The organism is Kribbella sp. (assembly GCF_035687465.1).
Taxonomy (GTDB): domain Bacteria; phylum Actinomycetota; class Actinomycetes; order Propionibacteriales; family Kribbellaceae; genus Kribbella.
On sequence record NZ_DASRXP010000022.1, the window covers coordinates 1 to 11,612 of the forward strand.

Genomic DNA, 11,612 nt, shown 5'->3' on the forward strand with positions numbered 1-11,612 from the left:
TCTACAACGACGGTGGGGCCACCTGGAGCGGTTCTGTCCCAGTCCTTCCACGAGTGAGGCCTGAGGATCTCGGCGGCCGGTTGATCGAAAGTCAGAGGTATCACGCCGCCCTCAGGCGCCTCCGCTCCAGTGAATCCGTCCACTGAGCGGTGAACATTTGTGAAGAAGGTCGATCAAGATGATGGTCGAGGGCTCGCGCCGGGTAACGACGCCTCCTAATGTCGCGTTCTGGGTCGTCGGAACACCGACGATGGTCGTTGGCGTGCTTGTCGCTGTTCGTGGCGTTGTGCAGGTGATGGAGACCATGGAAGCGGCCGATCCAGTCCGCGGTTCCGGCCCGGACTCTCTTGCCGATGGAGCGAGCAGCGTTGTCTGGGGCGCCGTGATCCTTACCATCGGCATGTACCTGTGGCGCGCGGCTGGACGCCGTGGTTTGCAAGACGGGATCGGACGTCTGCTAATCATCGCTGGCTACCTTCTGCTTGGAATCGCGTTGAGCCAAGGCATCCACGTCGCGGTCGGCGTGTGGTCGATCACGACTGAGGAGGCGGCGCAGGTCCTACTCGTGGAACTCCTGGTTACATTCTTGGCCTGGAGCGCGCCGGCAGCTCTCCTGATACACGTCGGCACTCGACTCGCTCGCGAAAAGGTTCTGATGACGGCCTCGATGAGCGCCAATCTCGATGTCTGACACGACATGCGAGTCGGCTAGGAGCGTGTGACGTGCGGATCGGTGACATAGCGGCAAGGTCCCGCGGGCGACTGGTGGTCGCGTCGTTGCTTGCTGTCCAACTTCTCAGTGGTGGGTGCGAGAGGTCGAGCGGAAGTGACTCCGGCGCCCGGAGTACATCGCTGGCGCAGGCGACCGTGGGTGTCGACGTCACAACCCCGGAATCGACGCGACCGACACTGTCAACGAAGCCCACAGTAGGGCACCTGAGGCCTTCGCCATCGATGGCTCCGGAGAAGCCGCCCGGAACGCCCTCCAGCACGCTCACGCGCTCAAGCATTCCAACAAGGCTTGTCGGTACCTGGGTGACGTTCGACAGCGGGAACGCCAAACAGATGTACGTGTTCTCGGCGGATGGGCTGTACACGTTTGTCGGTCTCCTTCAGCAGCAGCGCCCGAGCGGGATGTTCAGTTTCAGCATCACAGCGGAAGGTACTGCGGCTGCCAACAAGAGCAGACTCATCCTCCAGCCGGCTAGGGGTATGAAGAGCATGCGCGATCCGGACTCACCGAGCAGCAACTACGACAGGCCGATCGGCATGTCGCCAGAATCGTACGAATGGGATGTGTCTGGTGATGTCCTCAGCCTGACGGACAAGACGGGCCTGACGGTCCGTTACGCAGCAGAGTAGGTAGGAATCCGTGATGGCGAGGCACAGACCTGGACGCCGATGGATCTGGTTACGCCGTGACGACCTGACGAACAGTCTGCAGGGAGCCGTCTCCATCGGGATCGCCCTTCTCGTGGCCTGCGCGACGTTACTGGCGTCAGAGGCGGGCGGCGCCTGGCAGCAGTCGGTTCGAGCAGACGTGAGATGGTCCGCGGCGATGATCGAGACGGTCAGTCAGGCTTACAGCTCGGAAGCTCCGCCCGGCTTCGAGCTGGCGGCGCTCGAAGTGCGCGCCGAACGGCTCGCCGCGGCCGGCCGCTCTGCGGGCACGAACGGCGCGACGGCCCTCATCGAGGCTCGCAGCCTGCAGCGAGCCGTGGCCAATCTGCGCTTCGCTCAGAAGGACAACCTCATCGCCGGCGACAAGTATCGGCAGGCTGACGGGTCCTTCGACGTGGTGCGACGCCTCAATGATCTACAGGCAGCCGAGGCCGGCGTGTTCGCGGATCGGGCGCAGCCGCTCATGGAGAAGGGAGACAGCTACCAGCGATTGGCCAACGTCTGCCGCCCTGGCGACGCTCATTCTTGTCGATGCGTACTGTGTCGCTCATGCAGTCGTCGCCGGCCGCAAACGTCTCGATGCGCGAAAGACGGCACGGGATGTCAGCCTGGTTCCGCATCCCTGGACTGATCAGCGCGTATCTCTGACGGTGCTGGCCTTCATTGCATGGCTTCTGGTCACCCTGCTGCCGGCGCCACAGATCGTTGCATCCCTCAACGAACAACGTTCCCAAGCATCGTCCGCTCGTACGGCAGTGCAGCTGTCCGGCGACATCGCGGCCAGCCGGGCTGTGAGCGCGTTCCGCGCCAACAGCAGCCTTTCGAGCGTCAACGTCGTGGCGCAGGGGCTCAGTCGGGAGTATGAGATCCTGCTGCCTGGCATCAGCGATGATCTCGCCGACGCGCAACTGCCGATGGCGCGCGTGGAGCAGTCGTTGGCGCCCAGCTTGCAGGAATTGGCCACGGTGATGGGGCGGGCGCCGTCGCCGGCCGACGGAACCGATGAACGCACCTCCGCGGCGATCGCCAGTGTCCCGGGCGACTGGATCCGTAGCCTTGCACTGCAGCACGCCCAGGTCGATCAGGCCAACACGTCCGGACAGAAGGCGAACATGCTCGGACTCGCTGTCTTGCTCGCCGCGCTGGCCTTCAGTACGGCGATCCTGGCGATGGTCCGCTCAGGCGGCTCAAGCCGCCTCTTCAGGATCATGGCTGTGAGCCTGCTGGCAGGTGCTGTGCTGTCCGTGCTCTCTACCGTCTGACTGATATCACTACTCAGAGTGTCGGAGGGGGACACGTGCCTTAACCACGCGCATCACGCTCACTGTATGAGCCGAAGCGGCTCGCGTCTGGTCCAGATCTCTCGCCGCGTGGCAGGTCAGTCTGCCTGCTGTGGGATGAGGGATATCTACCAGGCGACGGACGAGGTCCCGGGGCGAGCTCTTGCAGATGACGCGGTCTGACCCTGCAGCCATTGACCGAACGGCGGTCTCGTTGATTCGGGGTTAGGGATGATCGGCCAGGGGGCGGCCGAGTCCGTTGGGTCGCAGCGGTAAGCCGAGGACGGGCCGGAGGGGGAGGGCGAGGTGCGGGCGGAGGGGCGTCGCCCCTTGTACATAGTGCGTCTCGGCGATCGGGCCGTGGCGAGCAGTGTTGCGAATGTGCAGGTTGCGACACGCGATGTAGGAAACCTTGGACGGGGGACTGGACGCTCACCGCTGAGCTGAAACTAATTCATCGTGACTGGGTGTGACCCGTTGACTACTGCGAGGTAACAACGCTAGCGTCTGGTTCGGCAGCTGCTGCGACTCAACCGCCCCCCACTTTGGAGGTCGCAATGCACTTGCGTAGATCCGCTCTGTCCACCCTCATCATTGCCTCGACCCTCGGACTCGGGGTCGCCCCGGCGTACGCCGACGCGACCGGCTCCGGCACGATCACGTTCGAGGGGCAGTCGTGTGGCTTCACGTTCACCTATGCCGGTGGTCCGCCGCCGGCCTCCGTCCAGATCGAGTCCATCGATATCGCTGATGGCTGCGCTGCCGACGGTAATGCGACCGGTTCGCTCACCTTCGGCCCAGGCGATGCCGCGCAGCTCAGCCTGGAAGTTGCCGTCAGCAAGCCGATCAGCTGTGGGTACTCCGGCTCGTTGACCGGAACGTATGCCGGCATTGCCGCGACGTTCCCGGAGCAGGACGTCCCGAAGTCGAGTGGCAGCTTCCTCTGCCCGAACCCGGCCAGCATCGCGATCCAAGCGACCCTCTGACCGCATCCCGCTGATCCGCAGGCCCTGCGCTCGGGGCCTGCGGATCGGCACGGCTCTTCCCGCTGGGTGCGGGGAAGAGCCGTTAGGTCTGCAGGGATCAGCAGTCGTCGTTGGTCCAGGCGTGCGAAGCGATGTTGTTCTCGAGCTTTTGGCCCTTGCCGTCCGACCACCAGAAGCCACGGTTGAAGGTCTGGCCACCGTTGACGAGGTCGGGCCAGGAGTCACCTCGGCTCAGGCAGGCGTACGCGCCACCCATCCGCTCGTTGTAGTAGAAGTAGACGTTCTCATACGCCCCCGGCTTGCCGTTGTTCCACAGATCCGACGCATTGTTCTGCATGTTGTGGAGGTTCTCGCCGTCAGAGCAGTCCTCCCAGTCAGTGTCGTGCCAGTCCCACTTGCACATGTAGCCACCCGCGTGAGGGTGTTGCCACGCGTAGAGGTATCCATCTGCCTGCGTTCCCTGCGTTCCAGTGGGTGCCTGCGGTGCGGTCGCGAAGGCGGGTGCAGATCCTGCTGCGGCCGCGACGACGATACTGGTCATCGCGATCGCGGTGGTGATCCGTCGCATCGGTGCTCCTTTTGTGGGCATTACTCGTCAGCGCGACCGGTCGGCCGCGCAGTTCGGGGGCGGCGGTCAGCCGCGGGTGACGATGTCGTCGGCCGCTGGAAGGGCAGCTCGTTGCAGGCGCCGCTGGGTGTCGAGCTCCGACCTGTACTGCCGTTGCTGTTCGGCGTCGATGCGCCGGTCGGCCGTCTTCGTCGCCGCGGCCAGGCCCGACGTTTGCAGGCACTCGGCTTCCGCGACAGCGGTCCTGATCTCTTCGGCTGCTGGTACGCCGGTTCGCGTGCTCATCAGCCTGGCCGACTCCACGGGCGCGACGAAGTCGAAGCCGGCCTTCTTCATGCAGCTGGACCAGGTGGTCACCAAGGGCTTGAACGACTGGTCACTCAAGATCCGGAAAGCGCGAGCTCGCGGTAGTCCGTTGGTGAGCTTGGTGGCCCGGTACCAGCCGGGCAGGTCGCCGTACAACTTCCGCTGAGCCTCGGCGCTGCATCCCTTGTCGCTATGGGTGACCCGATTGCCATCGATATCCCGAGCCTCCAGGCCGACAGGTGCCGGACCGTTCACGACGGCGACGAACTGCTGACGCCGCTCGGATGTCAGCGACCTGAAGTACTTCTGGTTCGGGTGCTCGTCATCCATCGTGCGGAACTTCGCCTCGAGCCCGATGCCATAGCCGTAGCGCCGGGCCCAGTCGACGTCATCTACGCCGTACGGGAAGTCGCGCAGCTCCGGAATCGGCCGGCGGGCCGACGGCCAGTACTCGAAGCCCTTCTGCTCGATGCAATCGCGGACCAGCAACTGCTCAGCGTCGTAAAGCCGATCCAGCTCGGCCTCGCTCAACGGTCCGGTGGCCGATGACACCGGTTGCACCGATGTCGAATCCGGTGCGCACGCAACGAGAATCGTCAACAGCACAAGGGAAACCAGCACGCGGCAACAACGCATAGAGGCGACACTCCAGACCGAGATCAGTTCTTGAGGACACCTCGATCTTGATCGTCACCGGCTCCAATCTCCGAAGGTTTCCGACCCGATGCAAGGGCTGGACACGCTTCAGTTGAGTGGGGTTAGCGACCCGCGATGTAGCTACCCCCGCGCGGGCTGTTGCTAGCGGCAATGAGCAGCCTGGGTGCTAGCTGCAATAGGCAGCCTGGTGCTAGCTGCAATAAGCAGCCTGGTGGGGTGCTGTGGGCGAACCCTCCTTGAATGGGTGGTCGGCCCGGCAGACAATTGAGTTGATCGGCCCGCCTACGGGAGCGACGGACCAAAAGCTGGAAAGGTGGTCGGTCCGGATGAAAAGAAGGACCCACCCGCAGGACTTCATCGCATTGCTAGCAGGAATCTATGCCTTCCTGTCACCGATCTGGACTACGACGACAAACAAGGCCACGACGACGATGATCGTCCTCGGCGTCCTGACCGCGGTGATCGCGGTTCTCGAGTTGGCCAGAGCCGACCTGCTACCCGCTGAGGGCGCTACTGCGCTGCTCGGCGTGCTGTTCTTCATCTCCCCCTGGGTGATGAGCTTCAGCGGCACCCACCCGATGGCCTGGACGGCCTGGATCGTCGGCGTCATCACCTTCCTGGTCGGCGCGGCGGACCTGCAGATCACCAGGTCGCACCAGAGGACGGCTACCACCGCCTGAGCCCGCCCGGCCTCACCGGGCGCGTGGCGATGGCCCGGTGAGGCCGACCGGTCAGTAGACCTGGAGCAGCGACGACGCTTTCGCCGACAGGGCGCAAGCAGCAAGATCGCCAAGGTCGACCCGAACTACGGGCGTCACTCGTGGGACAGTTGCCCAACGATGACGATCTTCACGTTTCACCTTGCGGAGCTCCGTCCGACGAGGACGGCGGGGGCACTGTGGAAGGCGCCGACTGTGCCTTCCACGCCGGGGTTGCGGTACGCCGAGTGCCTGGCGCTGATGCGTCTCGGTGCTCCGACTGTCTCGCCGGCGCGGATGCAGTTGCGTCGGATGGCGATGTTCGCGCGGTGGGAGGACGAGGCGGCGGTCGAGACGTTCCTGGCGGACCACTCCCTGGGCCGGCAGTTGGCGGCAGGCTGGCACGTGCGCATGCAGTTCCTGCGCCGCTGGTCGCGGCTTGCGGCGCTGCCCGACCTCCCGGCGAGAGCGGGCGAGTGGGATCCTGCTGAACCTGTCGTGGCGGTCACGCTAGCCCGGATGCGTCTCCTGGAGGTGCCGAGGTTCCTCAAGTGGGGCAAGCCCGTGGAACGGCTGGTTCGCGACCATCCGGGGACCACGCTGGCGCTGGCCGCGATGCGCCCGCCTCGGACGATCTCTACGTTCTCGGTCTGGCGGTCCGTGCAGCAGATGGAAGAGATGGTGCACGGCCACAGCAGTGTCCCGGAACCCGACCGTCATGCCGCGGCAATGACGGAACGCCGGCGCAGGGACTTCCACCACGAGTTCGCCACCCTGCGGTTCCGGCCGCTGTCGGAGCACGGCTCGTGGCAGGGGCGGAGCGGGATCGTTCCTCGGTAGGGACGCCGCTGCTCGTCGCCTCAGCTGCCGTTCGGCTCGTCACCGAATCGTTGTCATCAGCAACATCTTCGCGGCAAAGAGAAGAGGTGACACGATTTGCCGCGTCACCTCGGAATGAAACAGGTGTTTGAGTGTCCGAGGAGCAACACGCACCTTAACCACCCGCCTCGAGCTGAGGCTCGAGGGATATCGGGCTTGCGTGAGCGCTCGAAACGTTTGCCGTAGGTGGCGGCCGGAGTCGGTCGACGTCTGATCAGGTTCGCCACGCCACGTTGAACCAACCGTCGAGGGCATTCGTTCTACATTGGGTAGCGGCCACGCGATTGCCAGGGAGCGACGATGACTGAGATCCAGAAGTATCTCGCGGAGGAGGTCGGAGAGGACCTCGCCGACGGCATCATCACGCGGAGGGAGGCGGTGCGGCGCCTCGGCTTGCTCGGTGTGACCGGTGCCGCGGCGACAGGGCTCATAGCGACGTTCACGGCCGCTCCAGCGGCCGCCGCCGAGCCGAGTAAAGCGACCAATCACGGCAAGCGGAGCAGCGAAGAGACGAGTTGGGCGCCCGTCGCCCGCGAGTCGATCACGTTCCCGGGACCGCGCGGGCCACTGATGGCGGCTTGGGCACCTGCGGTCAAGCCGCGCGGCGGCGTGCTCGTCATCCACGAGAACCGCGGCCTGACCGAGCACATCCGTACGGTCGCCGGCCGGCTCGCCGCGAGCGGTTACTCCGCGCTAGCGCTTGACCTACTCTCCGAGGAGGGCGGCACCGGGGCGTTCCCGGACGAGGCCGCGGTGGCGGCGGCGCTCGCGGCGATTCCTCCGGAGCGCTTCGACGAGGACATGAAGGCGAGCGTGTCCGAGCTCAAGCGCCGCGTCCGTAGGAAGAAGCTGGCAGCGATCGGCTTCTGCTTCGGCGGCGCGATGGTGTGGCGCCTGCTGGCCGCAGGCGAACCACGTCTGGCCGCGGCAGCGCCGTTCTACGGGCCGTTCCCGGAGGGCGGCAACCTCAAGGATTCCCGCGCGGCGGTGCTCGGGGTGTACGGCGGCCTCGACACGCGCGTCAACGCGAGCATTCCCGCAGCCAAGGCGGCACTCGAGGCCGCTCGGCTCAAGCACGAGCTGCTGACATTTACCGAGGCCGACCACGCGTTCTTCAACGACACCGGGGCGCGCTTCAACGCGCACGCCGCGACCGAGGTGTGGCGGCGAGCGCTCGATTGGTTCGACGAAGCTGACTGAACGGGGTTGACCAAAGTCAGGTCCCTATCCGGCGAGCGCTAGGGATAGCCGAACGATTACAAGGTGTCCGAGGACCACACACCTTGACATCGACACGGATCCCATCGGTCGAACCCCATAACCGCTGATTCACCATCGGCCGGCCGCGCTCAACGACGACCTTGCCGACCGCACGTAGTTGTCAGACGTTGAGCTTGGTGCCGCAACGCCGGAAGGGATCGGCCCCGCCTTCGACGCGGTAGACGACGCGCTGGTTGAGTGTCCCGGTCCCAGAGGCTCCGGCCGGGATGCGTTGACTCGGCCCACAACAGACAATCTGGCTGAGTTGGTTTTCGGCAGTGCGACGCGGGTCAGGATTGGATCGTGATCATCCACCTGGTGCACCGCCTTTCGAGCCGCATGCCGGCGGGCTGCCACGAACTCCGCTCGTACCTGCACGAGGTACTTGCGGAACCTCAGGACATCATCGCGTTGCCCCATTTCTGGCGATGGCCGCGTGCGCTGAGGACTTGAGTACCTCGCGAACACTGACAGCACCATCCGCGGGTTGCCCCGGGCTGGTGGCTGTTGCGCTGACCACCAGCCGATTTGGTCATCCGTCCGACTCCCTGGTCGCTGTGATGCCAGATCCGGGAAAGCCGTTCCACCAACATGAAGAAGAGGACACAGTGATGCTCGATCCCATCGTCGACAAAGGTCAGCTGACCGAGACTGACCGCTTCATCTTCGAGTCGTGGGGCTACTTCATGATTCCCAACGTCTTGACCAAGGACGAGGCCGCCGAGGCCTACGATGTTTCGCGCCGTCTGCACCAGAACCGCGACCGCGAGTTCGGGCAGATCGGCAGGACCTACGAGAGCGAGCCGGTTCTCGAGCGGCTCATAGATCATCCTGACGTCCTTCCGAAGGTGCAGGGTTTGCTCGGCGACCGATTCGTGCTGCAGGCCGGCTGGAACACCATGCAGCCGGCGCACGCGGGGAACGGCGGTTGGCACCAGGACGGATCGTCCGCCTTCGACTTCAAGGACCTGGGATTCCCGGTTCCATTGCTTCAGCTTCGTGTGTCGTATCTGCTCACCGATCAGACTGTGCCCGGCATGGGCAACATGGAGCTGATTCCCGGCAGCCACCGCTCGCGGGTCGGACTACCTGATTCAATCCGTAAGAGCAACGACGACATCGCGATCGGCCATGTCGTTTGCGCTGAGGCCGGGGCTGCCCTGGTATTCCACAACGGTGTCTGGCATCGAACCTTCCGCCACGATGGCGACTACGACCGCTATACAACGCACTACGTCTACAGCCCACCGTGGGTCCGCATGGCCGACCGTTTCAGCAATGACCCCGAGTTCCTTGAGCGCACCACGCCCCTGAGGCGCGCATTGATGGGGGAGTTCGCAAGGCCGGATGCCCCGTTCGGCGCCAACTACGATCCGCTGCCGATCTGACGCACGCACTCGCTTCCCCCAAGACACCGGCCTTTGCTGAGTTGGAAGGCCGGTGCCACGTGCGCTGGCTGTGTGAGATGTCCCTCTACCGTCGTCGTGGCGCTAGTGGCCTGGGAGGTTGACCATGTAGTGGTGACCTCCTCGCCCCGCCCGCCGCACGTTGGTGACCGACCGGATCCGATAGGCGGGACGACCGCGCTCGATGGAGAGTCCGCTCCCGCCCGCGGGTACCTGCTGGACAACGCGCGCGTCGAGGCGGGCGAGCGATTCGTTTGGCTGGCCGAGCTGTTCGACGGTGTGACGCGGGGGCACTTCGATCGACTGGGGGTCGGGGTTGGTTCGCGTTGCTGGGAGGTGGGGGCCGGTGGCCGCAGTATCCCGGAGGCGCTCGCGACGGCCGTCGGTCCGACCGGGCACGTGCTGGCCACGGACATCGACCCGTCGTGGCTGGAGGCAGGCGACGGGTACGAGGTGCGCCGGCACGACGTCGTTGCTGATCCGCCCCCGGAGCCGGGGACGTTCGATCTGGTGCACGCCCGGCTCGTGCTCGTCCACCTACCCGACCGGGCTCGGGCGTTGGCCACGATGGCGGCAGCGCTACATCCCGGCGGCTGGCTGCTGGTCGAGGACGCCGATACCGCTCTGCAGCCACTGGCATGCCTGGACGACAGCGGCCCTGCGCAGCGGCGGGCCAACCGGCTGCGCGACGCGGTCCGGGAGCTGTTGACGCGCCGCGGGGCAGACCTGCGCTACGGCCGGACACTGCCGCGGGCGTTGCGTGAGGCCGGCCTGGTAGATGTCGCCGCGGCGGGCTCTTTCCCGGTCGGCGGGCTGGCCTGCGACCGGCTGGAGGCGGCGACCGTCCGGCACGTCCGCGGCGAGCTGCTCGCGGCCGGCCTGGCCGACGATGCCGAGATCGACGCGCACCTGGCCGCCATCCACGCGGGCAAACTCGACCTAACACTCGCGCCGCTGATCTCGGCCTGGGGACGCCGGCCGCCGCAGTAAGCATCTCGCCGGTTGGGGCACCCTCGTAGCCGAGGGCGGGCCACCCCGCCGCTACTGGTCGCGACCACAGGAAACCCCGCCGCGACACAGCAGTCGCCGCGTCCCGCCTACCTCACTCCCGGCGGGCACTACCCGTAGTCCCAGACGGACCTTGCTTGCAGCAACAACCCCCGACCCGACGACCCCGGCCCGCGACACACAACAGGCGACACGCGTCAAGCGTGCCGCCCGTGAAACAACTGCTTCAGTGTCCGAGGAGGGATACGCACCTTAACCACACGCCTGGACATCGACACGGATCCCATTGGTCGAACTCCGTAACCGCTGATTCCACCATCCGCCGGTCGCGCTCAACGACCTTGCGGACTGCACGTAGTTGTCGGACGCGCTTGTTGAGTATCTCGGTCCAGAGGCCAGTAGGCCTGTGCGCGGTCAGTCGGTAAGTCGGTGGATGTAGTCGATGAACTCGGCGGGCACGAGGAAGTGGGTTGCTTGGACTGAGCTTCCGGCGTACTGAGTTTGCAGCGGCCAGGGGGCGTCGGGAGAGACAAGCCCTTGGCGGATCAGTTGCCGGGTGATCCTCCTCGCTGGTCGGGTGAATCCCCGCAAGCTCCGGCTTGGTGGGAAACCGGCTACTTCGTAGACCTCGCCTCTGGAGATTCGTCCGCGATGTTTGGCCGCGTACTTGATGATCTCCGCCTGCATACCGGTCTCCTGTTGGAGGTACCGCAGCAGTTGTTCGAAGGCTCCAAGGCTCCATCGGGGGCGAGACGGTTCGTCCTCGACCACTTCGTCGCGGTAGGTCAAGTCCGGTCGCCGCCAAGGACTGGTTGACTGTTCGTCGGACTCGTCTCTGGCGTGCTCAGTGGCCGGTACCGGCTGGAAGGTCACCTCGGCCAGATTGTTGTCGACGGCAATCATGAGCGACCGGTCTCGGCGCGGCCGTGAGCCAGCGGCGATGGGGACGCCAGCGTCGCCATCTTCTCCGAGCGTAGGTTCGGCCACAATCCACGGTGCCAGGCCTGGCGGTATGGCGAGACGCAGTGTCACTGGCCGTTCTTGGCTATCCGTGGTCACGAGCCATTCGCCGGCCTCAGTTGAATGTCCGCTCTGCGCCAGCGTCGTATTCCGTTGTGTGGGGCGAACGACGAGCTGGTCGGTAAGGAACGTCTCCGCCTCTC

13 protein-coding genes are annotated in these 11,612 nt (G+C 65.3%); 10 read left to right on the top strand and 3 right to left on the bottom strand.

Annotated features, from left to right (window positions below; all coding sequences use genetic code 11):
* The first annotated feature begins 178 nt into the window (after positions 1 to 178).
* The 5 genes from VFG33_RS00950 (at position 179) to VFG33_RS00970 (ending at position 3,667) form a co-directional block, all read left to right on the top strand.
* Entirely contained in the window at positions 179 to 691 is a 513-nt protein-coding gene (locus VFG33_RS00950; RefSeq protein WP_325021304.1) for a hypothetical protein, read from the top strand.
* A gap of 344 nt (positions 692 to 1,035) precedes the next feature.
* Positions 1,036 to 1,362, top strand: coding sequence for a hypothetical protein (locus VFG33_RS00955; RefSeq protein ID WP_325021305.1), 327 nt, complete (start codon positions 1,036 to 1,038; stop codon positions 1,360 to 1,362).
* Between the two features lie 196 nt (positions 1,363 to 1,558).
* Positions 1,559 to 2,032: a hypothetical protein gene (locus VFG33_RS00960; protein WP_325021306.1), complete on the top strand. Its 474-nt coding sequence runs from the start codon at positions 1,559 to 1,561 to the stop codon at positions 2,030 to 2,032.
* 19 nt (positions 2,033 to 2,051) lie between these two features.
* Positions 2,052 to 2,663, top strand: a complete 612-nt coding sequence (locus VFG33_RS00965; protein WP_325021308.1) for a hypothetical protein — start codon at positions 2,052 to 2,054, stop codon at positions 2,661 to 2,663.
* 575 nt (positions 2,664 to 3,238) lie between these two features.
* Positions 3,239 to 3,667 (top strand): hypothetical protein, encoded by a 429-nt coding sequence (locus VFG33_RS00970; protein WP_325021310.1) that lies wholly within the window; start codon positions 3,239 to 3,241, stop codon positions 3,665 to 3,667.
* 97 nt (positions 3,668 to 3,764) lie between these two features.
* Here the strand turns inward: VFG33_RS00970 and VFG33_RS00975 are convergent, their stop codons facing one another.
* A complete protein-coding gene (locus VFG33_RS00975) occupies positions 3,765 to 4,235 on the bottom strand; it encodes a hypothetical protein (RefSeq protein WP_325021312.1) in 471 nt (156 codons plus the stop codon).
* 66 nt (positions 4,236 to 4,301) lie between these two features.
* Positions 4,302 to 5,093: a hypothetical protein gene (locus VFG33_RS00980; protein ID WP_325021315.1), complete on the bottom strand. Its 792-nt coding sequence runs from the start codon at positions 5,091 to 5,093 to the stop codon at positions 4,302 to 4,304.
* Between the two features lie 431 nt (positions 5,094 to 5,524).
* Here VFG33_RS00980 and VFG33_RS00985 point away from each other — a divergent pair, with 431 nt between their 5' ends.
* The 5 genes from VFG33_RS00985 to VFG33_RS01005 all read left to right on the top strand — a co-directional run bounded on the left by VFG33_RS00985 (position 5,525) and on the right by VFG33_RS01005 (position 10,431).
* Positions 5,525 to 5,878, top strand: coding sequence for an SPW repeat protein (locus tag VFG33_RS00985; protein WP_325021317.1), 354 nt, complete (start codon positions 5,525 to 5,527; stop codon positions 5,876 to 5,878).
* 159 nt (positions 5,879 to 6,037) lie between these two features.
* Complete coding sequence (locus VFG33_RS00990) at positions 6,038 to 6,736, top strand: hypothetical protein (protein WP_325021319.1); 699 nt, start codon at positions 6,038 to 6,040, stop codon at positions 6,734 to 6,736.
* 339 nt (positions 6,737 to 7,075) lie between these two features.
* The gene (locus VFG33_RS00995; protein WP_325021321.1) at positions 7,076 to 7,975 is read left to right on the top strand and encodes a dienelactone hydrolase family protein; all 900 of its coding nucleotides are present in this window, start codon (positions 7,076 to 7,078) and stop codon (positions 7,973 to 7,975) included.
* Between the two features lie 560 nt (positions 7,976 to 8,535).
* Positions 8,536 to 9,423, top strand: coding sequence for a phytanoyl-CoA dioxygenase family protein (locus VFG33_RS01000; protein WP_325021322.1), 888 nt, complete (start codon positions 8,536 to 8,538; stop codon positions 9,421 to 9,423).
* 132 nt (positions 9,424 to 9,555) lie between these two features.
* Positions 9,556 to 10,431 carry a methyltransferase domain-containing protein gene (locus tag VFG33_RS01005; RefSeq protein ID WP_325021323.1) on the top strand — a complete coding sequence of 292 codons (876 nt, stop codon included), beginning with the start codon at positions 9,556 to 9,558 and terminating at the stop codon, positions 10,429 to 10,431.
* A 432-nt stretch (positions 10,432 to 10,863) separates the two neighbouring features.
* On the opposite strand, the gene VFG33_RS01010 is transcribed toward VFG33_RS01005, so the two are convergent.
* Positions 10,864 to 11,612 (bottom strand): hypothetical protein (locus VFG33_RS01010; protein ID WP_325021325.1); only part of this gene is annotated, 749 nt, incomplete at its 5' end.

Coding starts and splice junctions, on each gene's coding strand:
- VFG33_RS00960 (WP_325021306.1), top strand. CDS start 1,559: ATGATCGAGACGGTCAGTCAGGCTTACAGCTCGGAAGCTCCGCCCGGC.
- VFG33_RS00990 (WP_325021319.1), top strand. CDS start 6,038: ATGACGATCTTCACGTTTCACCTTGCGGAGCTCCGTCCGACGAGGACG.
- VFG33_RS00950 (WP_325021304.1), top strand. CDS start 179: ATGATGGTCGAGGGCTCGCGCCGGGTAACGACGCCTCCTAATGTCGCG.
- VFG33_RS00975 (WP_325021312.1), bottom strand. CDS start 4,235: ATGCGACGGATCACCACCGCGATCGCGATGACCAGTATCGTCGTCGCG.
- VFG33_RS00985 (WP_325021317.1), top strand. CDS start 5,525: ATGAAAAGAAGGACCCACCCGCAGGACTTCATCGCATTGCTAGCAGGA.
- VFG33_RS00995 (WP_325021321.1), top strand. CDS start 7,076: ATGACTGAGATCCAGAAGTATCTCGCGGAGGAGGTCGGAGAGGACCTC.
- VFG33_RS00970 (WP_325021310.1), top strand. CDS start 3,239: ATGCACTTGCGTAGATCCGCTCTGTCCACCCTCATCATTGCCTCGACC.